The 20,776-nt window shown below is 50.2% G+C and carries 24 protein-coding genes and 1 tRNA gene; 7 read left to right on the top strand and 18 right to left on the bottom strand.

The features are described from left to right. A partial coding sequence (locus tag AB7U36_RS01290) for a CZB domain-containing protein (protein ID WP_428157994.1) occupies positions 1-260 on the top strand: 260 nt, incomplete at its 5' end. Here AB7U36_RS01290 and ahbD read toward each other — a convergent pair. From ahbD to kdsA, 18 genes are all read right to left on the bottom strand, one after another. After that, on the bottom strand, positions 257-1,375 hold the full coding sequence (gene ahbD, locus AB7U36_RS01285) for a heme b synthase (RefSeq protein WP_428157993.1): 1,119 nt from the start codon (positions 1,373-1,375) through the stop codon (positions 257-259). The genes AB7U36_RS01290 and ahbD overlap by 4 nt on opposite strands. Beyond that, positions 1,375-2,352 carry a porphobilinogen synthase gene (gene hemB / locus AB7U36_RS01280; RefSeq protein WP_428157992.1) on the bottom strand — a complete coding sequence of 326 codons (978 nt, stop codon included), beginning with the start codon at positions 2,350-2,352 and terminating at the stop codon, positions 1,375-1,377. The genes ahbD and hemB overlap by 1 nt, the downstream gene beginning before the upstream one ends. Beyond that, positions 2,352-3,542 carry a 12,18-didecarboxysiroheme deacetylase gene (gene ahbC / locus AB7U36_RS01275; RefSeq protein ID WP_428157991.1) on the bottom strand — a complete coding sequence of 397 codons (1,191 nt, stop codon included), beginning with the start codon at positions 3,540-3,542 and terminating at the stop codon, positions 2,352-2,354. The genes hemB and ahbC overlap by 1 nt, the downstream gene beginning before the upstream one ends. A gap of 9 nt (positions 3,543-3,551) precedes the next feature. Next, positions 3,552-5,297 (bottom strand): AAA family ATPase, encoded by a 1,746-nt coding sequence (locus AB7U36_RS01270; RefSeq protein ID WP_428157990.1) that lies wholly within the window; start codon positions 5,295-5,297, stop codon positions 3,552-3,554. Positions 5,298-5,576: 279 nt separating this feature from the next. Beyond that, positions 5,577-5,661: transfer RNA gene (locus AB7U36_RS01265), tRNA-Leu, on the bottom strand. A 17-nt stretch (positions 5,662-5,678) separates the two neighbouring features. Further along, entirely contained in the window at positions 5,679-5,975 is a 297-nt protein-coding gene (gene secG / locus AB7U36_RS01260; RefSeq protein WP_428157989.1) for a preprotein translocase subunit SecG, read from the bottom strand. Between the two features lie 10 nt (positions 5,976-5,985). Next, positions 5,986-6,753: a triose-phosphate isomerase gene (gene tpiA, locus AB7U36_RS01255; RefSeq protein ID WP_428157988.1), complete on the bottom strand. Its 768-nt coding sequence runs from the start codon at positions 6,751-6,753 to the stop codon at positions 5,986-5,988. Between the two features lie 13 nt (positions 6,754-6,766). After that, positions 6,767-7,774 carry a type I glyceraldehyde-3-phosphate dehydrogenase gene (gap, locus tag AB7U36_RS01250; protein WP_428157987.1) on the bottom strand — a complete coding sequence of 336 codons (1,008 nt, stop codon included), beginning with the start codon at positions 7,772-7,774 and terminating at the stop codon, positions 6,767-6,769. Between the two features lie 65 nt (positions 7,775-7,839). Further along, a complete protein-coding gene (locus AB7U36_RS01245) occupies positions 7,840-8,259 on the bottom strand; it encodes a PTS sugar transporter subunit IIA (protein ID WP_428157986.1) in 420 nt (139 codons plus the stop codon). Between the two features lie 10 nt (positions 8,260-8,269). Next, entirely contained in the window at positions 8,270-9,151 is an 882-nt protein-coding gene (gene rapZ / locus AB7U36_RS01240; protein WP_428157985.1) for an RNase adapter RapZ, read from the bottom strand. 2 nt (positions 9,152-9,153) lie between these two features. Continuing rightward, complete coding sequence (locus AB7U36_RS01235; RefSeq protein ID WP_428157984.1) at positions 9,154-9,612, bottom strand: PTS sugar transporter subunit IIA; 459 nt, start codon at positions 9,610-9,612, stop codon at positions 9,154-9,156. A 9-nt stretch (positions 9,613-9,621) separates the two neighbouring features. After that, positions 9,622-10,155: a ribosome hibernation-promoting factor, HPF/YfiA family gene (hpf, locus tag AB7U36_RS01230; protein ID WP_428157983.1), complete on the bottom strand. Its 534-nt coding sequence runs from the start codon at positions 10,153-10,155 to the stop codon at positions 9,622-9,624. A gap of 12 nt (positions 10,156-10,167) precedes the next feature. Continuing rightward, the gene (gene rpoN / locus AB7U36_RS01225; protein ID WP_428157982.1) at positions 10,168-11,610 is read right to left on the bottom strand and encodes an RNA polymerase factor sigma-54; all 1,443 of its coding nucleotides are present in this window, start codon (positions 11,608-11,610) and stop codon (positions 10,168-10,170) included. Between the two features lie 2 nt (positions 11,611-11,612). Beyond that, complete coding sequence (gene lptB, locus AB7U36_RS01220; protein ID WP_428157981.1) at positions 11,613-12,335, bottom strand: LPS export ABC transporter ATP-binding protein; 723 nt, start codon at positions 12,333-12,335, stop codon at positions 11,613-11,615. Positions 12,336-12,354: 19 nt separating this feature from the next. Next, complete coding sequence (locus tag AB7U36_RS01215) at positions 12,355-12,918, bottom strand: LptA/OstA family protein (protein WP_428157980.1); 564 nt, start codon at positions 12,916-12,918, stop codon at positions 12,355-12,357. After that, positions 12,887-13,474, bottom strand: a complete 588-nt coding sequence (gene lptC, locus AB7U36_RS01210) for an LPS export ABC transporter periplasmic protein LptC (protein WP_428157979.1) — start codon at positions 13,472-13,474, stop codon at positions 12,887-12,889. Before lptC ends, AB7U36_RS01215 begins: the two co-directional genes overlap by 32 nt. Continuing rightward, entirely contained in the window at positions 13,471-13,986 is a 516-nt protein-coding gene (locus tag AB7U36_RS01205; protein WP_428157978.1) for a KdsC family phosphatase, read from the bottom strand. Before AB7U36_RS01205 ends, lptC begins: the two co-directional genes overlap by 4 nt. Continuing rightward, positions 13,983-14,804, bottom strand: coding sequence for a 3-deoxy-8-phosphooctulonate synthase (gene kdsA, locus AB7U36_RS01200; RefSeq protein WP_428157977.1), 822 nt, complete (start codon positions 14,802-14,804; stop codon positions 13,983-13,985). Before kdsA ends, AB7U36_RS01205 begins: the two co-directional genes overlap by 4 nt. Positions 14,805-14,980: 176 nt before the next feature. On the opposite strand from kdsA, the gene AB7U36_RS01195 reads away from it, so the two are divergent. From AB7U36_RS01195 to AB7U36_RS01170, 6 genes are all read left to right on the top strand, one after another. After that, a complete protein-coding gene (locus tag AB7U36_RS01195; RefSeq protein WP_428157976.1) occupies positions 14,981-16,360 on the top strand; it encodes a M23 family metallopeptidase in 1,380 nt (459 codons plus the stop codon). Positions 16,361-16,400: 40 nt separating this feature from the next. Continuing rightward, complete coding sequence (locus tag AB7U36_RS01190) at positions 16,401-17,561, top strand: homocysteine biosynthesis protein (RefSeq protein WP_428157975.1); 1,161 nt, start codon at positions 16,401-16,403, stop codon at positions 17,559-17,561. 89 nt (positions 17,562-17,650) lie between these two features. After that, positions 17,651-18,271: a signal peptidase I gene (gene lepB, locus AB7U36_RS01185; RefSeq protein WP_428157974.1), complete on the top strand. Its 621-nt coding sequence runs from the start codon at positions 17,651-17,653 to the stop codon at positions 18,269-18,271. Positions 18,272-18,283: 12 nt separating this feature from the next. Continuing rightward, entirely contained in the window at positions 18,284-19,222 is a 939-nt protein-coding gene (locus AB7U36_RS01180; protein WP_428157973.1) for an aspartate carbamoyltransferase catalytic subunit, read from the top strand. Then, positions 19,206-20,495 carry a dihydroorotase gene (locus AB7U36_RS01175; RefSeq protein WP_428157972.1) on the top strand — a complete coding sequence of 430 codons (1,290 nt, stop codon included), beginning with the start codon at positions 19,206-19,208 and terminating at the stop codon, positions 20,493-20,495. The genes AB7U36_RS01180 and AB7U36_RS01175 overlap by 17 nt, the downstream gene beginning before the upstream one ends. A 15-nt stretch (positions 20,496-20,510) precedes the next feature. Continuing rightward, a partial coding sequence (locus AB7U36_RS01170; protein WP_428157971.1) for a response regulator occupies positions 20,511-20,776 on the top strand: 266 nt, incomplete at its 3' end.

Here is a 20,776-nt window from a genome sequence, read left to right as displayed (position 1 = left end):
AAAAGATGCAGGCAATCGAGGTGACCGGGCATCATGACTGTCTGCTGGGCAAGTGGTATGACTCGGCCCAGGGAGATTTCACAAAAACGCAGCTATTTAAGGACATTAAGGCCCCCCATATAGCGGTACATGATACGGCCCGAGAAATTGTTTCGCTCTATAACCAGAAGAATATCACTGCGGCACGTGAAAAGCTCAAAGCGTTTGAAGATGCCAGAGAAAAACTATTCGATCTTCTTGACAGTCTTTACCTGGGCTAAAATGCTGTTTTTTTATACCGGGCCGGCTGGTATGTACACAAAGGTTCCTGGGCCAGGTAATTGCCGGTGGCTTCGTATGCCCTGGCCCGGCATCCGCCGCAAACCTGTTTGTATTCGCAGATTCCGCATTTGGGTTCAAGGTTGTTGAAGTCCCGCAATTTGTTAAACACCTCTGAATTTTCCCACACCTCTTTAAAATGATGTTCTTTTATGTCTCCGCAGGTGACGTCTAAAAACCCGCAGGTCTGGACCCGGCCCACATGGGAGATAAAGCAGAATCCGGTCCCTGCAAGACAGCCCCGGGTGACCGCATCAAGCCCATGGGTTTCAAAACTGACTTTTTTCCCGTCAGCCCTGGCGCGCTGGCGTAATATCCGGTAATAGTGGGGGGCACAGGTGGCTTTGAGCTGCAAAGCGGTTTTGTCCCGCTGGTCGTAAAACCAGTTCAGGGTTTCTTCATACTCCTTTGCGTCAATGGCCGTATCCACGATGTATTTGCCCCGGCCCGTGGGAACCAGAAGGAAAATGTGGTGGGCCGCAGCCCCTAAGGATTCAGCCAGGGCAAGGATGGCAGGAATTTCATCCAGATTGGTTTTGGTGATAACGGTATTGATCTGAAATTCAAGCCCGGCCGCCTTTGCGGTTTTTATGCCGTTTACGGCCCTGTCAAAGGCCCCGTCAAGGCCCCTGAACGCGTCATGGGAGGCTGCGGTTGCCCCGTCCAGGCTTACGGAAATGCGTTTGATGCCGCTTTTAATAAGGCGTGCCACATTGTCTTCATTGAGCAGGGTGCCGTTGGGGGCCATGACCATGCGAAGTCCGATTTTGTCCCCATAGGCGGCAATATCAAATATATCCTTCCGGAGCAGCGGTTCGCCGCCGGTGAGAATGATGATGGGTTGTCCCACCTCTCTGATCTGGTCAAGGAGCCTGAAGGACTCTTCTGTGGTGAGCTCATCCGTGTATACATGGTCTTCGGCCGCAGCCCGGCAATGCTTGCAGGTCAGATTGCACCGGCGGGTTGTCTCCCAGGCCACAAGGCGCAGGGTATTGTTTTTACCTGCAGCGAGGGGGGCCCCATGTCCCGGGGGATGTGTTTTGTGGGGATGCGCCATCAGCTGTTCAGCTCCCTGGCCACATCAATGGCTGAGTAAGTCATGATGATGTCTGCCCCGGCCCGCTTGATGGATAACAGGGTTTCCATGATCATGGCTTTGCCGTCTACCCATCCCATCATTTCAGCCGCCTTGATGATGGAATATTCACCGGATACATTGTATGCGGCCACAGGCAGATCAATCTCTTCCCTGACCCTGAAAATGATATCCAGATAGGAGAGCGCCGGTTTTACCATGATGATGTCCGCGCCTTCCTCAATGTCCATGGTGGCTTCCCTGATGGCTTCAAGGGAGTTGGCCGGATCCATCTGGTAGGTTTTGCGGTTCCCGAATTTAGGCGCGGATTCCGCTGCTTCCCTGAAGGGGCCGTAAAAGGCAGATGCGTATTTCACTGCATAGGACATGATGGGCACATGGGAAAACCCCTCGTCATCCAGGGTGCCTCTGATTTCAGCCACACGGCCGTCCATCATGTCGGAAGGGGCTACCATGTCGGCACCTGCCTGTACATGAGACAGCGCCGTTTTTGCAATCAGATCCAGGGAGGAATCATTGTCAATGGTGCCGTCATCCATGACCATGCCGCAGTGACCGTGGTCCGTGTATTCACACAGGCAGACATCGGTGATCACGGTAAGGTCCGGTACCTGTTCTTTGACAGCTGTCACCGCTTTTTGAACAATCCCGTCATGGGCATAGGCCTGGGTGGCAAGACAATCTTTTTTATCGGGAATCCCGAACAGCATGATGCCCGGGATGCCTGCCTCTTTGGCCTGCTTTGCCGTGGTGACAATGTGGTCGATGGAGAGCTGGAACTGTCCGGGCATGGAATTGATGGGTTTTTTTACGGATTTGCCTTCCACCGCAAACAAGGGAAGAACCAGATCATCCCTGGAAAGTTTTGTTTCCCTGATCATCCGTCTGAAATTTTCCGTGGCCCGCAGGCGTCTGCCCCTGTAGTCGGGAAACAGCATTATGCATTCTCCTTTTTGATCTCTTCATTCGTAAGATAGCAGGCAGGATCCGAATCCCAGGGGTCATTGGCAACGGACTCAGCCCTGGCCCTGAAATTGCCGGCACAGATATCCAGCCACCGGCACTCTGAACACCGGCCTTTTACGTGTTTTTTCTTTTCTTTCATTTTCATCAAAAATTCATTTTCAGGATCTGTCCAGATTTCGCTGAAGGGTCTGTCCTTGATGTTGCCGAAACTGATTTCCCGCCAGAACTGGTCCGGATGGACTTCACCATCCCAGGAGATGCAGCCGATGCCCCGGCCGGAGTTGTTGCCCTCGTTCATCTCAAGCAGTTCGAGCACTTCGGCTGCCCGTTCCGGATCTTCCTTGAGCAGACGCTGGTACAGGTAGGGGCCGTCTGCATGGTTGTCCACGGTGAGGATCTCCTTGGGCTTGTTGCGGTCATGCAGATCCCTGGTGCGGTCCATGATCAGATCAAGCACCTTGCGGGTCTCTTCGTGGCTTAAATCTTCTTTAGCGATTTCCTGGCCCCGGCCTGAGTACACTAAATGGTAAAAACAGGCTCTGGGAATGTTTTTTTCTTCCAGCAGATCAAAAATTCCGGGGATGTCCTTTACGTTTCTTTTATTGATGGTAAAACGAAGCCCCACCTTAATGCCTGCTTCCTGGCAGTTGTCAACAGCCTGCAATGCCTTTTGATACGCCCCGGGAACGCCCCTGAACATGTCATGGGTGGCTTCAAGTCCGTCCAGGCTGATTCCTACATAAGACAATCCCACCTCTTTGAGCTGCTTTGCCTTCTCTTTGGTGATCAGGGTGCCGTTGGTGGAGATGACGGCCCGCATGCCCTTGGATACGGCATACCGGGCATATTCCACAAGGCGTGGGTGCATTAACGGTTCCCCCCCGGAAAACAGCAGCACCGGCACCCCGAATTTTGCCAGGTCATCCATCATGGCAAGACTTTGTTCGTGGGTCAGTTCATTGTCATAGACAATATTTTCAGACTGGGCATAGCAGTGAACACACTTCAGGTTGCACCGCCGGGTCATGTTCCATACCACCACCGGCTTTTTGTCTATTGAGAATTGAAGCAGATGAGAGGGAAGTTTGCCTGAATGCCTTGAATATCGCAAGGTATCCGAGGGCTCCACCGTGGCGCAATAAAGTTTTGAAATTCCAATCATTTTATCTCTTTATTTTATTTCTTTTTTGATAAGATCGTTGAGAAAGGTTTCGTGGTCGACTAATGCATTCCTGGACAGGAAAAATCTGGCTTTCCCTGTTTTTTCCCGAATCAGGTTAAGGCCGTCAAAAAAATCCGTGTAGATTTTTGAAAGGATTTCATCCGTTGTGGCGTTGTGCTCTATGAACTGCTGGATGAAAAAATCCGCTGCATCTTCTTCAAACACGACATTTAAATCATAGTTTTTGGAAATCTCCAGTTCCATCTCTTTTACGTTGTCATAGAATTTTTTGACCTGTTTAACCGCGTCCTCAATTTCCATGACATGGGCCGTATAATACTGGGCCACCATTTTTGTGCGAATCTGGGTCAGGGTCAGGCCGTGACGGATGGAAAAAATTTTCCAGTTCTTTTTTACATAGTCACAGATATAATCTGAAAAAAGGGCCAGGGCATGGTTATATTCGGCCTCATATCTTTCCTTGTCATTGCCCTGGATCAGATCGTTTAAAACCTGCCCGGGCGTGGTCAGTACCTGTTGGGTGATGGCAAACTGCCGGACGGATTCGGAAGGCAGTTTCTCTTCAAAAATGAGCATGGCTTCTTCAACCACGGACACAAGTCCCCGGGCGCCGGTATTTTCCTTGTGCGCCTTTGACGCCAGCGCCTCCAGGGCCTCGTCGGTGAATACCACATCAATTCCGTATGATTTAAAATCAAGGCGCTTGCTTAAGATTACAGGGTTGTTGGGCATTTTCAGGATGTCGTACAGATCTTTTTGGCTCAGTTCATCCAGCACACAGCGCACCGGGACCCTGCCGATGAATTCGGATTCAAATCCGTACGTCACTAAATCCTCGGACCGGGTCTCTTTTAAGAGCTCATTGTCTTTTCTGGCATGATTGAGCGATGCACCGAATCCGATGGCCTGTTTGCTCAAGCGTTTTTTCACCACATCTGTCAGTCCTGAAAACGCGCCTGACAGAATAAACAGAATATTGGCTGTATTCACCCGCCTGGCCGTGCGTTTCCCGGTTCTCTGGAAGGCCTCAAGTTCCTGCATCATGGATACGGGATCATGGGGCACCTTTAAATCCACGTCAGTCTCTTCCATGGGTTTGAGCAGGGCCCGCTGAACCCCTGTTCGTGATATCTGGGCGCCTATGACATTGGGGCTGGCAGCGATCTTGTCAACTTCATCAATATAAACGATGCCGCACTCCGCAAGTTCAATGTCATCCTTGGCCTCTTTAACCAGGTCCCGGATCAGATCCTCCACATCTCCGCCCACATAGCCGGTTTCGGAAAATTTGGTGGCATCTGCCTTGACAAAAGGCACCCCGATCTTTTTGGCGATAAGCTTGATCAGATAAGTCTTTCCAATACCGGTGGGACCGAGCAGCAGGATATTGCTTTTAATATTGCCCGTGATCTTGAACGGTTCCGTGGTCATGGTTTCCTGGTGCCGGATACGGTTGAAATGGGTGCAGATCTTTGTGGCAAGAACAGATTTGGCCTTGTCCTGCCGGACAACATACTGGTCAAGGTAGCTGATCAGTTCCGAAGGCTTGATATTGAAATCAATCAGCTTTTTTTTGCCCAACTGAGGTGTTGCGCCGGTGATGATCTCCTGTTGGGGCTGGATGGAAGGCGTCAGAATCTTAACACTTCCCCCAAACTTCTTGTTCAGAAATTCCCCAAGCTCTTTTTCGATTTTTTTCGGGTCAGGCCCGGTGGCATCATTGTGGTAAGTCATAATCAGGTATAATAAGCCCGCTTGCCCATAATTCAAGGCGCAAGTTCAACAGCCTATTTCTTTTTTTCCTTAAAATATTCACAGGGCTTTCCCGAAGACCGGAATACTGTGAGGCTGGGCAGTTGGCGGCTTTTAAACCCCAATGCCCTGCAGCCGTTTGGGTGGGCCGGTTCCCAGGTGACATAGAAAAACCGGCACTTGTAACAATTTATTTTATTGTCTTCGTTCATGTCAGTCTATAAAAAAAGCCGCAGCAATATTGCCGCGGCTTTGAATTTATGGTGCCGAAGGGGAGATTTGAACTCCCACGGGTCTCCCCACACGCCCCTCAAGCGTGCGTGTCTACCTATTCCACCACTTCGGCAAAAATCTCATTTTTATTCACTTTGCTGCTGGTGCCTGCTGTCCTGCCGGTGCAGATGTGCCCTTCATGACACTGGACTGGGACTGATGCCCTGACATATAGGCCAAGATCAGAGAGGTGACCATGAAGATAATAGCCACAGCCGTAGTTATCTTGGTCAGGACGTTTGCGGGACCAGCTGCGCCGAAAAGGGCCTGGCTGCCTGCACCGCCCATGGATACACCCATCTCTGCGCCTTTACCGGTCTGCAAAAGCACAACAAGTATCAAAAAGATGCAAACTGCAACGTGTATGGCTATTAAAATGCTTGTCATAAAAAAAGGTCTAAAACCTAATAATTTTATTAAAATCTTCCGGGTTCAGGCTCGCGCCGCCAACCAAGGCACCATCAACATCTTCAAGCTGCATCAGATCTTTGATATTGCCGGGTTTTACTGATCCGCCGTATAAAATCCGGGTCTTTGCAGCCAAGCCTTCGGAATATTTTCCCTTGAGCAGGTGCCGCAAAAATTCGTGTACTTCTTTGACCTGCTCGGGTCCGGCAGTCTTTCCGGTACCGATTGCCCATACCGGCTCATAGGCCAGAATAAGGGTATCAAGTTCCCCAAGACCAAAGCCTTTTAACCCATCTGATATCTGTTTGTCAAGGATAAAAAAAGTTTTATCCGCTTCCCGCTGGCTTTCCGTCTCTCCGATGCACATCACCGGGATAAGTCCTGCATCAAGGGCTGCACGGATTTTAAATTCAACGCTTTCATCGGTTTCGCCAAAATATTGCCTGCGTTCGGAATGGCCGATAATGACGTAGTCGGCGCCTGCATCTTTGATCATCTGCCCGGACACCTCCCCGGTGAATGCACCTTCCGTGCCGGGGTAAATGTTCTGGGCCCCCAGCCGGATCTGGGAATCTTTGCCCAGGACCGCTGCCACCAGGGGCAGGGACAGTGCAGTGGGGGCAATCATGATATCAACGCCGTCCACACCCTTGGTTAAGTCTGCCACCTGTTTTGCCGCAGCAACAGCCTGGGTGCCGGTCTTGTACATTTTCCAGTTGCCGGCAATCAATGGCGTTCTTTTCGGCGTTTTTGTCATTTTTTTACCTCCTTTAAAGGGCGTTGCCCACCATGGCAGCCAAATCAACCATGCGGTGTGAGTAACCGGCCTCATTGTCGTACCATGAAAAGATTTTTACCATTTCGCCGTTGATGACATCTGTACAGGAGGCATCAACAATGGAAGAAAGCGGGCAGGAGTTGTGATCAATGGATACCAGGGGTTTGTCGCAATACCCCAGATAACCCTTCAGGCTGGTTTCAGATGCCTTTTTAAGGGCCTGGTTGATCATCTCCTTGGTCAGATTCTTTTTTTCGGTGGTGATCACGAGATCCACAAGGGATACATTGGGTGTGGGGACCCGTACGGCAAGGCCGTTGAGTTTTCCTTCAAGCTCGGGCAATACCAGGGAAACCGCTTTGGCGGCACCTGTGGTGGTGGGAATCATGGACAGCGCGGCTGCCCTTGCCCGGCGCAGGTCCTTGTGGGGGAAATCAAGCAGACGCTGGTCCCCTGTGTAGGAGTGGATCGTGGTCATAAGCCCGCATACAATACCGAAATTTTCCAGCAGCACCTTGGCCACGGGGGCCAGGCAGTTGGTGGTGCAGGAGGCATTGGACAGAATATGGTGATTTCCGGGATCGTAATCTTCATGGTTTACGCCCATGACAATGGTAACATCCGGGTCCTTGGCAGGCGCTGAAATAATGACTTTTTTGGCCCCGCCTTCAAGGTGCTTGCCTGCGGTTTCCCGGTTTCTGAAAAGACCGGTGCATTCCAGGACAATGTCCACACCGGCTTCGGCCCAGGCAATCTGGGCAGGATCCTTTAACGCGGTGACCCAGATCTGTTTCCCATCCACGGTAATGAACCCTTCTCCATGACTCACCTCGTTGGGCAGACGCCCGTGGACAGAGTCATATGTGAGCAGATGGGCAATGGTTTCGGTGTCTGTCAGATCATTGATGGCCGCAATTTCAATTGCATCATTTCCCAGGGCAGCCCGAAAAACCATGCGCCCGATTCTGCCAAATCCGTTAATTCCTATTTTTACAGTCATTTTAAGCCTCCTTCAAAAATGAAAATGCTTGTCCATGCCCAAAAGGGAAACAGGCACGGCACAGGTTAGGATAAGGACCGGCTGGTCCCTTTCAGGATGTCGCTGGCAAGGGAAATGCTTTTTTTCCCGTGTTCAATCAGGGCTGCAGTCAATGCTTTGATTCCCATCTTCTCCCGGGTGGTTACCGCTTTGAGAACAATGGGCAGGTTGACGCCTGAAATCACCTCCACCTTTCCTTCTTCAAGAAAGGCATAGGCCAGGTTTGAAGGTGTACCCCCGAACATGTCGGTTAAAATAATAACCCCATTTTCGCAATAAACATCTTTGATCCCTTTTTTGATTTTATTTCGTAAACTTTCCGGGTCCTGTTTGATGTCTATGGATATGGATTCAAGTTTTTCCTGCTTGGCCCCCAGAATAAATTCCAGGGTTTCAATCAATGTTGCCCCCAGATTCGCATGGGTTACAATTAAAATTCCTGTCATAGTTTGCCTATCATATTTCCATGATGTCTCTGTCAATGTCTCTGTGCCGCAAGCTTGGATTCAGGCCCTTTTTTATCAGCCGTTCAAATACAGCCCGGGCAATGGCGACACTTCGGTGGCGGCCGCCGGTACAGCCCAGTGCAAGTGTTAGATATGCCTTATTCTCTTTTTTATACAAAGGAATGAGATAGTCAATAAGATCGTTATATTTTTCTAAAAAGGTTTTTGTCTCCGGGTTTTCCAGGACAAAGGCTTTTACCGCATCGGATTCTCCGTTATGGGCTTTAAGTTGGGGCACAAAATAGGGATTGGCCAGAAACCTCAGATCCACCACAATATCCCCGTCCACCGGGATGCCGTATTTGTAGCCAAAGGACATGATATTCAGTTTCATGAAGTTTTCGGAACCCGTATCCTTGGACACAAGATGCAGTATTTTTGCTTTAAGCTGATGCACATTGAAATGAGAGGTGTCAATGATCTGGTGAGCCAGCTTGCGGATGGGGGCCATGCCCTGTTTTTCGGCCCTGATGCTGTCTAAAAGGTTTTTTCCAGTATCCAGGGGGTGGTGCCGGCGGGTCTGACTGAACCGTTTGACCAAGGTCTGGGTATCTGCTTCAAGGAAAATGATGACTGGAGAAACGCCCATCTCTTCTAGCGCAGAGACGCCTGAAACAAATGTTTGTATAAAGGTTTTTGACCGCATATCCATCACAAAGGCTGCACCCTTGACCTTGGCACTCTCCCCCAGCGGCAGTTCGAGCACCTTGGGCACAAGTTCCATGGGCATGTTGTCAATGCAGTAAAAGGCTGCATCTTCAAATGCCTGGGCAACGGTTGTCTTCCCGGAACCTGAAATCCCTGTGATGATATAAACCTTAAGATTTTCCATGGTTAAAAGTCTTCGTCATTCTCCAGAATGATCTGATGAATCTGTTCTGCTGAACCTGCCGATAACAGGCGTTCTTTAAACTGATTCATTTTCAGCAGCTTGGAAATCTGGGCAAGAACCTTTAAGTGCCCCCCTGTGGAATGCTCAGGTGTTAAAAGCAGGAAGAAAAGATGGACCGGCCGGTTATCCAGAGAATCAAAATCAACGCCTTTGATGCTGCGCCCAAATCCCACAGCAATGGATTTTACTGTATCCAGCTTGCCGTGGGGAATGGCGATGCCGCCGCCGATGCCTGTGGATCCTAAGTTTTCCCGTTCCATCAGGACTGCCGCAACATCCTGGGCCTGGGTTCCGGCCACCGGTGCAACAGCGCCAGACAGTTCTTTTATAACCTCTGGTTTGTTTTTGGCTTCCATCTCTGCGATAATGGCGTCCAGCTTTAGAATGTCACTGATTTTCATGGGTTTCGACTATCCTTGGGGGGCGATCAGTCCCAGTTTTCCGTTATTATGTTTATAAATCACATTGACCTGCTCTGTGCGGGCATTAATAAACGCATAAAAAGATTTTTTGCCCGATTCCAGCTCTATCACCGCATCCTCAATGTCCATGGGTTTTGTATCAAGGAGTTCTTCGACGATGTCACTCGTGTTCCCGGGCTGCGGTTCATCAATACTGAACTCCCGGGTATCTGCCAGGCTTGACTTATTGCCTGACATGTGTTTTTTGATTTTTTCCTTATGTTTTGTGATCTGGCTTTTGACTTTATCCGCCAGGATGTCAATGGTGGCATACATGCTTTCGGATTCTTCCTTTGCATGGATGTTAAGCGCCCCGCTGGTCAGGGTGATTTCGGCAATATGTCTTATTTTTTCAACGCTCAGGACCACACTGGCCTCGGCCGGGCCGTCCAGCATTTTGTCAAACCGTTTAAGCTTTTTATTTACATAGGATTTCAGGGAATCGGATGCCTCTATTTTTTTGAACGTGATAGTGACCTGCATAAATTACTCCCTTTATAATTGTTTGCGTTTGTTGGATGGCAGAATATTGAGCACTTTTCTGTATTTTGCCACGGTGCGCCGGGCAATCTGAATGTCTGATTCCTTCAGAATTTCGGCGATTTTATCATCACTCAGGGGCGTGTTGGAATCTTCGTTGTCAATGAGTTGTCTTATTCTCTCCTTGACGCTGGCCGATGCCATGTTAGGCCCGTCAACCCGTTCTATGGAGCTGTTGAAAAAATATTTCAGTTCAAACAGCCCCTGGGGGGTGTATGCATATTTGTTGCTGGTGACCCGGCTGATCGTGGATTCATGCATCTCAATATCTTCGGCAATGTCTTTTAAAATCAAAGGCCGCAGATAGGCAATGCCCTTTTCAAAAAATTCCCTTTGAAATTTTATGATGCTTTCCATGACCAGGTAAATGGTTTTCTGGCGTTGATGAATGGATTTTATCAGCCAGGAGGCGGACTGCATCTTTTCATTGAGATAGGTCTTGGTCTCCTTGGGAATCTTTTTGCCGGTGGCCACAGCGTCCCTGTAGAATCTTGAAATTCTTAATTTGGGAAGGCCGTCATCGTTCATAACAATTTTGAAATCATCCCCGACTTTGTAAACGTAAATATCCGGGGTGATGTAAGCGGATTCATCGGTGGCAAATTTCCTGCCGGGCTTGGGTTCAAGAAACTGGATGATTTTTACTGCGGCCCGCACATCCTCAACGGAAATTTTAAGGGCCTTGGCAATTTTTTTACTGTTCCTGTTTTCAAGATTTTTTAAATGATCCGTAATGATCTGGATGATGATGTCGTTTTTAATGCCAAGCTGCCGGACCTGGATGAGAAGTGTCTCGCACAGGTCCCTGGCGCACACCCCGGGGGGGTCGAAGGTCTGAAGCACAGCCAGCACCTGCTCAACGGTTTGGACGTCGGCCTGGGCTGCCTGGGCCAGTTCTTCCACATCGGCGCATAAATATCCGTCCCGGTTCAGGTTGCCGATGATGATGTTGCCGATGGCTTCCTCCTGGGCTGTAAGATCCGAAAGCATCAGCTGCCATTTCAAATGCGCTTCAAGGGTTTGTTTCTCAGACGTGAATGCCTCGTAATTGGGGGCTTCACTGTTTTCAGACTCCGTGTGCATTCTGCCGGTGGAGTTGTATTCATTGATATAATTTTCCCAATCCGTATCCGACCGAACCCGCTCTTCAATGGTGACTTCCTTGACAGGCGCATCATTTTCCGCTTCCCGGATTTCGGTTTCCTGGGCCGTGATGGATTGGTCAGAGGCATCATCAACGACGACTTCTTCAAGGGCGGGATTTTGCTCCATTTCCTGCTCGATCATTTCGGCAAGTTCAAGCCGGGACAGCTGAAGCAGTTTAATGGCCTGCTGGAGCTGGGGTGTCATGACCAGTTGCTGGGTTAGTGCAAGGCTTTGTTGTAATCCAAGTTCCATGATTAAAGTCTGAAGTTATCTCCCAGGTAAATGCGTTTCGCTATTTTGCTTGAAATAATTTTTTCCGGCGGTCCTGATTCCATAACCACACCCTGGCTCATGATATAAGCCGTGTCGCATACGCCTAATGTTTCCCTGACATTATGGTCTGAAATCAATATTCCGATGCCTTTGTCCGTAAGCTGGGATATGATCTGCTGGATGTCGATGACCGCCAGAGGATCAATGCCGGCAAAGGGTTCGTCCAGCAGAATAAATAGAGGGTCCGTTGCAAGAACCCTTGAAATTTCCAGCCTGCGCTTCTCTCCACCGGACAGGGACGCGGCTTTTTGCCCGGCCAGGGCCAGTATACCAAGCTCTTCCATCAGAGTTTCGGCTTTCTGGTTGATGTCCGTGACTTTTTTGTCAATAACCTCCAGAACAGCCGTTATATTTTCCCTGACAGTCAGTTTTTTAAATATAGAGGTTTCCTGGGGCAGGTAACCAATGCCTTTCCTGGCCCTGATATACATGGGATATTGGGTTATATCCTCCCCGTCAAGATGAACCGTGCCTTTTTCCGGCCGGATCATGCCCACGGTCATATAAAAGGTGGTGGTCTTGCCGGCACCGTTGGGTCCCAGAAGTCCGGTCACTTTGCCCTGGTTCACGGTCAGGCTGACCTGATCCACCACGGTTTTACCGCCATACGCCTTTACAAGGTTTTTCAGCACCAGTCGGCTCATCTGTTTCAAGGCTTATCCCTCAAGGCTTATCCATGGACCTGCCCTGGTCTTGGACATCGAAAAAAGCTTCGACCCTGGTTTTTTCGGCACTTTCCACAACCATCCGTTCCTGGGCCTTAAACAGGGTAATTTTTTTGCCGGTGATCCAGCTTTTTCCCGTAAGCAGGCGGGCTCGTTCCCCGGTGAGCACCAGTATCTCATTTGCGGTGTCATAATCCGCCTGGTCCGAAAATGCTTTCCGATCCCCTTCTGTATATTCCACATTCCCCGTGGCAAGAATTCGCCTGATGTTTGACTGGCCTTTCTTTTTGGTTTCCGAGGTATGGAAAAACACCTTGACCGAATCTGCTAAAAGCACGCTGTCTGCCCGGACCGCCTTGACCTTGCCCATGAATTCCACCATGGACTGGTCTTTGCTGGCGACCATTTTATCCGAAGTAATTCTCAGGTCAGCAGGTGGCTGTTTCTTATCAATGTCTTTTTTCCCCTGGGCTGCAAAGGAGATCTGTGTAGAAAGAAACAGCAGTATCAGCAATGACGCCGAAGCGATGTTATAATATGTTGGAATCCTGGCTATTTTCACTCAGTTGTCCTTCTACGTGTCCTTTTAAGATGATCAGGTCCTGGTTTAGCAGGATCTCCATGCTGTCTGCTTTTATTACGGAGTTCCCGTCATTAATTGTAACCCTTGAATCAGAGCGTATTATATGCGGTTTTTTGGTATAATGCAATGTTTCACTTGTCAGGGAGTAGTGTTGATACCGGACAATAAAATTCCCTGAAAAGGTCATGTCATGGGTTTTGGTGTCGAGCTCTCCCCGGGCTGCGGTGAGAAGGACTTGTGTGTTCTGCTTTGTGTAAAAAACAATGTCAACGTCTTTGAGCACAGCCTTGTTCCGGTCTTTGAGCAGGGTGGCACTGGATGCTTTGAGCTTCCATTCGGTGATGCCGTTTTTTTTGGAAATCTGCTCAAGGATGTTGAGTTTGAGGGCAGCTTTGTCATCCACCTCTATATTTTCAAGTTTTATGGGCCTGGTGAGCAGATGGTTGATGTAATAATGCGCACCTAACCCTGCAAGAATGAGTCCTAAAAGCAGAACCAGGGGCAGTATCAGTTTTTTTTTGCCGGCGCTGCTCATGACAGAAACCTTGAAACCGAAGTTTCCCAAAGGCCCTTGGCTTTGAGGATGGCCTCACAGGCCTGGCGGACCGCTCCTTTTCCCCCGGGCAAATCCGTAATCATATCTGCCCGGTCCTTAACTTCGTCAGGGGCGTCGGCCACCGTAAAGGCGAATCCGGCCCGGGTCATGGCCGGCAGGTCAATCAGATCATCCCCCATGAAAGCAATATGTGCGGCCCTGATTTGCGTAGTTGCGGATATGGATGCCAATGCCTTTGCCTTGTCCCTGGCCCCGTCAAAAACCAGGGTGATGCCCAGATTGTCGCAGCGGTGGCGCAGGGCGCCCGAGATTCTTGCCGTGACAATCCCGACAGGAATACCTGCTTCCATGAGCAGACGGATGCCAAGGCCGTCTTTGGCATTAAAACTTTTGATCTGCTCGCCTGTGTCCGTATAGGTAATGCTGCCGTCGGTGAGCACCCCGTCCACATCTAAAAGCAGCAGCCGGATATCTGCCAATTGTGTTGTCATAGGGCCTGTCCTGCAGCTTTCCTGATATTGACCAGATGGGTTAAAAGCGTTTCCATTTGATCCAGGGGGATGGAGTTCGGCCCGTCGCACAGGGCCTTGTCCGGATCAGGGTGGGTTTCCATGAACAGGCCGTGGGCACCGCAGGCCACGGCAGCCCTGGCAAGGGGGGCGATAAACTGTCTTTCCCCGGCCGATGCATTGCCGCTGCCGCCGGGAAGCTGCACACTGTGGGTGGCATCAAAAATTACAGGTATGCCCAATTCCCGTAAAATCTGTATGGATCTGAAATCCACCACAAGGTTATGATACCCGAAACAGGTGCCGCGTTCCGTAATGGCAATGTCCCGGTTCCCTGTGGATCTGGCTTTTTCAACAATATTCCGGCAGTCAGCCGGTGCAAGAAACTGGCCCTTTTTGATGTTCACGGGTTTGCCTGTTCTGCAGGCGGCTAAAATCAGGTCTGTCTGGCGGCATAGAAATGCCGGGATCTGGATGATATCGAGTACTTGGGCTGCTTGTGCAGCCTGGTCAGGCAGGTGGATATCAGAGATGACCGGGATGTTCAGTTCGGTTTTAATCTGTTTTAAGATGTCAAGACCGCGTTCGGGGCCAGGGCCCCTGAATGACTGGATGGAAGTGCGGTTGGCCTTGTCATAGGAGGCTTTGAAAATATAAGGAATACCTAAATCGCCGGTGACCTGTTTCAGGTGTTTTGCAATGCCAAGGCTTGTGTCTAAATCCTCTATAACACAGGGTCCGGCAATTAGAAAAAAAAGATTCGGGTTGTTCCGGGTCAGGTCAAAAAAAAAGTTTGTCATTCGGCATATCCTTAAAAACAAGAAAAAAATAATGATAGACCTAATTATTATTCGTCCGGGTAAATGTCAAGGTGGATCAGGGCAGGGGAAAATTCCTTGATAAGAAAGGCGTTTGCTGATATCTTAATATGATTTTAAATATAGCCGTCTAACTTCTTGAAAAATAAGGTTGTTTGATGAAGAAAACACTGTTCCTGATTATATTTCTGGCAATTGCCGTGCCTGTGGGCTGGGTTCTGTTTTGCAAATATGAGGGAGATGTGCCCAAAGCTGATGTCCGTCTGCCTTCCCCGTATCTGAAACAATCCTATGAAATAAATATGACTGCAACGGATGAGGGAACCGGTTTGCGCCATGTAACCGTTTCCCTGGTGCAGAAAAATAACGAAAAAATTCTTTGGGACAAACCGTATCCCTCCCCTTCCATTCTCTCTTTGTTCAGTGGAAAGAAAACCCTGTCAGACACCTTTGCCGTTCCCGTTGAAACGCGGAAATACGGGATGAGCGACGGTCAGGCCGTTATCCGGATTATTGTAACGGATTATGCCTGGCATAAATGGGGCAAAGGCAACCGTTTTTATGAAGAGCTGCCAGTGGTTATTGATACGGTGCCGCCCCGGCTTGAGGTGTTGACCTCCCAGCATAATGTGTCCAAGGGCGGTGTCGGCCTTGTGATTTACAAACTGGATGAAAAAAATATTCAAACCGGCGTCAGGGTGGGGGAGAATTTTTTCCCGGGATATTCCGGTGTGTTTAATGATCCCATGATGGTCGCAGCCTTCTTTGCCCTGGATCATACCCAGGGTCCTGACACCCGTATTGTCGTGGAAGCCCGGGATCCGGCCGGAAATGAGACCAAGCGGGGATTCTACCACTATATCAAAGACAAGAACTTCAGGTCCGACACCCTGAATATCTCAGACAGTTTTCTGGAAGTCAAAATGCCTGACTTTAACTTGGGACCCAGGGAAGCGCAGTTTCTGACAGAACAAAATCCTTTGCTGGCGAAATTTTTATATATTAACGAGACCCTTCGCCGGCAGAATGTGGAAACCGTACTTAAAGTGCCTTCGGACACCCGGGCCGAATTGATGTGGAAAGGGTGTTTCGGCCGTCTTTCAGGGGCTGCCAACCGGGCCGGATTTGCCGATAAACGCACCTATAAATACAATGGAAAGGTCATCAGCCATTCCACCCATTCAGGTATTGACCTGGCCTCCATAGCCAATGCCTCTGTGGCTGCGGCCAACAATGGGCAGGTCATCATGGCGGAAAATGTCGGCATTTTCGGCAATACCGTCATCATTGACCACGGGCTTGGTCTTGCCAGCCTTTATGCCCATTTAAGCCAGATGAATGTGGCCAAAGGCGACAGGGTTAAAAAGGATGATATCATTGGCCGGACCGGCCTGACCGGGCTTGCCGGAGGCGATCATCTGCATTTTTCCATGATGCTTCACAATGTATTCGTCAATCCCGTGGAATGGTGGGATGCGATCTGGATAAAAAACAACATCACCTCAAAAATCGAGTCTGTTAAAGCTCAGATTCAGTAAACGTATAACCTTTTTCCAAAAAATCAGGACAATGCAAATTATGAGCACCTGTCAGGTGAATAAGACCTATGAAGAGATAAACGCCAAAATTGCGGCTGGACAGGCCGTGGTGGTAACGGCGGAAGAGATTATTGATATCGCAGATAAAGAAGGAATTGTGGAAGCTGCCCGGAAAGTGGATGTGGTCACCACAGGCACCTTTGCGCCCATGTGTTCATCCGGTGCGTTTATAAACATCGGCCAGTCCGCGCCTGTGATCCGGACCACCAAAACCTGGTTCAACAATGTGCCGGCCTATTCGGCCATTGCCGCGGTGGACTGCTATCTCGGGGCCACGGCTGTTTGTGAGGATGATCCCTTAAATAAATACCATCCGGGCGAGTTTAATTACGGGGGCGGGCATGTGATCCAGGATCTTGTGGCCGGCAAACAGGTCCATGTGAGGGCAGAAAGCTATGGCACAGACTGTTATCCCAATCTTAGGATTGAGAAGATGGTCACCTTGAAGGATCTGCCCAATGCGATGCTGTGCAACCCGAGAAACGCATATCAGAATTATAATTGCGCCATCAACCGGTCGGACAAGACAAAGTACACGTACATGGGCACCCTTAAACCCAATGTGGGCAATGCCAGCTATTCCACATCCGGATGTTTGAGTCCCTTGTTCAACGATCCCTATTTGAAAACCATCGGGCTGGGCACACGGATTTTTCTGGGCGGGGCCCAGGGGTACGTGACCTGGACCGGTACCCAGCATAAAAAAGATGTGGACAGAGGCCTTAACGGTGTGCCTTTGGGCGGGGCAGGGACCCTGTCCGTTATCGGGGACCTTAAGCAGATGTCGCCTGAGTGGCTGGTGGGGCTGAGCATCCGCGGTTATGGGGTGTCCCTTGCCGTTGGGCTTGGCATCCCCATTCCCATCTTAAATGAAGAGATCCTTAAATATACCTCAGTGTCTGACAAAGAGATTTTTACCCAGATCATCGACTACGGACATGACTACCCCCGGGGCATTTCCAGGTCCTACGGCCAGGTCAGCTATGCCGAGCTTAAAAGCGGGACCATCACCATCAAGGGCCAGAGTGTTCCCACCGTGCCTTTGTCCAGTATGGTCAAGGCAAGAAAAATTGCCCAGATACTGAAAACTGAAATCCAGCAATCCAGATTCTATATCGGAGTTCCCCAGCATCTGTTCTGACAAGAGACAAGAAACAAGAAACAAGAGGGTGGGCCCGGGTGTTGACAGCCCGGGTTGGTCCATGGCTGTTAGGATAAAGAATTATAAAAATGAGTGAAAAAAAGAAAGGCACCTGGCGGGAGAATATCGAAGCGATTCTCATTGCCGTTGTTATTGCGCTGTTTATCCGTACCTTTATTGTCCAGGCCTTTAAGATACCTTCCGGTTCCATGCTTGAGACGCTTCAGATCGGGGACCAGATCCTTGTTAATAAATTTATTTACGGGGTGAAAATTCCCTTTACCAACGGGAAAACCCTGATCCCGGTGAAGGATCCCCAGCGCAATGACATTGTGGTGTTTAAATATCCGGAAGATCCGTCCAAGGATTACATCAAGCGGGTGATTGCCGTTGCCGGCGACTCCCTTCAGATTGTGAATAAAAAACTGTATGTCAATGACAAACTTGTCACTGACCAGCCCTGGGCCCTTTACAAGGATTCCGGGATTTTGCCGGGCCAGATCACCACCCGGGATAATTTAAGGAAAATCACCGTGCCGGCCAACAAGCTTTTTGTCATGGGAGACAACCGGGACAACAGCCATGACTCGCGGTTCTGGGGATTTGTGGATCTAAGTGAAGTGCGGGGTGAAGCCATGATTATTTACTGGTCCTGGGACAAGGCGCATTTCAGCGCCCGTTTGAACCGGATCGGCACCTTGCTGTTTTAAGGAATGATATATATGCGGTTTGAGAAAAAAGATATTCTGGATATTGATTCCCTGAGCTGTGAGGAAATTACTTATATCCTGGATACGGCCCGGGGGATGAAAGAGATCTCCCAGCGGGCCGTGAAAAAAGTGCCCACCCTTCGGGGCAAAACCATTGTGCTTTTTTTCCAGGAGCCCTCAACCCGGACCAAGATGTCCTTTGAACTGGCGGGCAAGCGTCTTTCCGCAGATACGGTGGCCATATCCAAATCTTCCTCCAGCATTGTCAAGGGGGAAACTTTAAGGGATACGGTCAGGACCCTTGAGGCCATGAAGCCTGATATCATCGTGATGCGGCATTCATGTTCGGGCGCGGCGTGCCAGGTGGCAAAATGGGTACAATGCTCGGTCATCAATGCCGGGGACGGCACCCATGCCCATCCCTCCCAGGCTCTTTTGGACATGATGACCATTCAGGAGGAAAAAGGCGGGTTTGAAGATTTAAAAGTTTCCATTGTGGGGGATGTTTCCCATTCCAGGGTGGCCCGGTCCAATATTATCGGACTGTCCAGAATGGGGGCCAAGGTGACCATCTGTGCCCCCGGGACCATGATCCCTGTGGGTATTGAACAGATGGGCTGCACCGTGGCCCGGGATATGGATACCTGTGTGGCAGATGCGGATGTGGTCATGATGCTCAGGATTCAAAAGGAGCGCCAGGGCAGCCTGCTTTTTCCAAGTGAACGGGAATATTCGACTTTGTATGGGTTGAACCCGGCGCGTCTGGCCATGGCGGCAAAGGACGCCCTGGTCATGCACCCCGGACCGTTGAACCGCGGCGTTGAAATTTCAACCCTGGTGGCAGATGGTAAACAATCCGTAATTCTGGACCAGGTGACCAATGGGGTGGCCCTTCGCATGGCCCTTTTTTATCTGGTGGCAGGAGGCAGTAGAAATGCAGATTCAAATTAAAGGCGTCCGGGTTATTGATCCCGGTCACATTGAGGGGATAAGGGATATCAGCATAAAAGACGGTCTGTTTGAGGCGGTGTCCGAACCGGGGCAAATGCCCGCTGTTGCCAACGATTCAGACGATGTCAAAGTGATTGACGGTCAGGGCCTGATTGCCGTGCCCGGACTCATAGACGTGCATGTTCATTTGCGGGAGCCTGGTCAGGAATACAAGGAGACCCTGGAGACAGGGTTAAAGGCTGCGGCTGCCGGCGGATTCACCGCGGTCTGTTCCATGCCCAATACCCAACCTGTGAATGACAATGCGCAGATTACCTCCTTTATTCTTTCCCAGGCCCAGAAGGCGAATGCGGCCAGGGTCTACCCGGTGGGGGCAATTTCCAGAAATCTTGAAGGCCAGAAACTCAACGACATTGCAGATATGAAAAAAGCCGGGATCTGGGCCGTGACTGATGACGGCATGCCTGTCACCGATTCCCAGCTCATGAGACGGACCCTGGAATACTGTAAATCCCTGGATATTCCTGTGCTTGTTCATGCCGAAGACCAGCGTCTTGCCGACGGCGGCTCCATGAACGAGGGGCTGCCGGCCACGGTCATGGGGTTAAAAGGAATTCCCAATGCTGCGGAATCCGTCATGGTCATGCGTGATATTGCCCTGGCTGAACTGACGGGCGCCAGGATTCATTTCTGCCACATGAGTACGGCCCAGTCCATTGAAGCCATCCGGGCGGCCAAGGCAAAGGGGCTGCGGGTCACCTGCGAAACCGCCCCCCATTATTTCACCCTCACGGATGCGGATGTCCCGCCCTATGACACCCATTTTAAGATGAATCCGCCTTTGCGCAGTGAAGAGGACCGCCAGGCCATTATTGAGGGGCTTTGTGACGGCACCATTGACATGATTGCCACAGACCATGCCCCCCATGCCGAGGATGAAAAACAGGTGGAATTTGACCTTGCCGCCTTCGGTATTGTGGGGCTTGAAACCGCGCTGGCCTTAAGCCTGGATCTTGTGGTCCGGGGTCATTTGACCCTGGTGCAGCTGGTGGAAAAAATGGCCAAGGCCCCGGCAGATCTTATAGGAATCAATAACAGCATTGCGCCGGGCAACCCGGCGGATCTCACCCTTATTGATTTGGATGCCGGCTGGACCGTGGACCCTGATGCGTTTGTGAGCAAAGGACGCAACACGCCTTTTGCCGGCCGCAGACTTAAGGGGGCCGCTGCTTTGACCATTGTTGGCGGCCGGATTGTTTACACCAGGGATTAGCTTGGGATAGACCCCATGGCAGACGCACACAGCATTCTGGTGGTCGATGATGACTTAAGTATGCGCCAGTTTCTGGAGATGCTTCTGTCCAAAAGAGGGTATAAGGTCAATCTTGCCAAAAGCGGCAAGCAGGCCCTGGGCAGTATCAAGCAGAAAAAATACGATCTGGTGCTCACCGATATCCGCCTGGGAGATATTACAGGCCTGGATGTGCTGCGGGCCGTAAAAAAAGAACACCCGGACACTGTGGTGATCATGATTTCCGCCTACGCCACAACTGA

This window comes from Desulfobacter sp., assembly GCF_050177295.1.
This window is presented reverse-complemented; position numbering and strand designations above follow the sequence as displayed.

What these genes read in the sequence shown, in the direction of transcription:
- ahbD (WP_428157993.1), bottom strand. Translation starts at nt 1,375, where the DNA reads ATGGCGCATCCCCACAAAACACATCCCCCGGGACATGGGGCCCCCCTC.
- hemB (WP_428157992.1), bottom strand. Translation starts at nt 2,352, where the DNA reads ATGCTGTTTCCCGACTACAGGGGCAGACGCCTGCGGGCCACGGAAAAT.
- ahbC (WP_428157991.1), bottom strand. Translation starts at nt 3,542, where the DNA reads ATGATTGGAATTTCAAAACTTTATTGCGCCACGGTGGAGCCCTCGGAT.
- AB7U36_RS01270 (WP_428157990.1), bottom strand. Translation starts at nt 5,297, where the DNA reads ATGACTTACCACAATGATGCCACCGGGCCTGACCCGAAAAAAATCGAA.
- secG (WP_428157989.1), bottom strand. Translation starts at nt 5,975, where the DNA reads ATGACAAGCATTTTAATAGCCATACACGTTGCAGTTTGCATCTTTTTG.
- tpiA (WP_428157988.1), bottom strand. Translation starts at nt 6,753, where the DNA reads ATGACAAAAACGCCGAAAAGAACGCCATTGATTGCCGGCAACTGGAAA.
- gap (WP_428157987.1), bottom strand. Translation starts at nt 7,774, where the DNA reads ATGACTGTAAAAATAGGAATTAACGGATTTGGCAGAATCGGGCGCATG.
- AB7U36_RS01245 (WP_428157986.1), bottom strand. Translation starts at nt 8,259, where the DNA reads ATGACAGGAATTTTAATTGTAACCCATGCGAATCTGGGGGCAACATTG.
- rapZ (WP_428157985.1), bottom strand. Translation starts at nt 9,151, where the DNA reads ATGGAAAATCTTAAGGTTTATATCATCACAGGGATTTCAGGTTCCGGG.
- AB7U36_RS01235 (WP_428157984.1), bottom strand. Translation starts at nt 9,612, where the DNA reads ATGAAAATCAGTGACATTCTAAAGCTGGACGCCATTATCGCAGAGATG.
- hpf (WP_428157983.1), bottom strand. Translation starts at nt 10,155, where the DNA reads ATGCAGGTCACTATCACGTTCAAAAAAATAGAGGCATCCGATTCCCTG.
- rpoN (WP_428157982.1), bottom strand. Translation starts at nt 11,610, where the DNA reads ATGGAACTTGGATTACAACAAAGCCTTGCACTAACCCAGCAACTGGTC.
- lptB (WP_428157981.1), bottom strand. Translation starts at nt 12,335, where the DNA reads ATGAGCCGACTGGTGCTGAAAAACCTTGTAAAGGCGTATGGCGGTAAA.
- lptC (WP_428157979.1), bottom strand. Translation starts at nt 13,474, where the DNA reads ATGAGCAGCGCCGGCAAAAAAAAACTGATACTGCCCCTGGTTCTGCTT.
- AB7U36_RS01205 (WP_428157978.1), bottom strand. Translation starts at nt 13,986, where the DNA reads ATGACAACACAATTGGCAGATATCCGGCTGCTGCTTTTAGATGTGGAC.
- kdsA (WP_428157977.1), bottom strand. Translation starts at nt 14,804, where the DNA reads ATGACAAACTTTTTTTTTGACCTGACCCGGAACAACCCGAATCTTTTT.
- AB7U36_RS01195 (WP_428157976.1), top strand. Translation starts at nt 14,981, where the DNA reads ATGAAGAAAACACTGTTCCTGATTATATTTCTGGCAATTGCCGTGCCT.
- AB7U36_RS01190 (WP_428157975.1), top strand. Translation starts at nt 16,401, where the DNA reads ATGAGCACCTGTCAGGTGAATAAGACCTATGAAGAGATAAACGCCAAA.
- lepB (WP_428157974.1), top strand. Translation starts at nt 17,651, where the DNA reads ATGAGTGAAAAAAAGAAAGGCACCTGGCGGGAGAATATCGAAGCGATT.
- AB7U36_RS01180 (WP_428157973.1), top strand. Translation starts at nt 18,284, where the DNA reads ATGCGGTTTGAGAAAAAAGATATTCTGGATATTGATTCCCTGAGCTGT.
- AB7U36_RS01175 (WP_428157972.1), top strand. Translation starts at nt 19,206, where the DNA reads ATGCAGATTCAAATTAAAGGCGTCCGGGTTATTGATCCCGGTCACATT.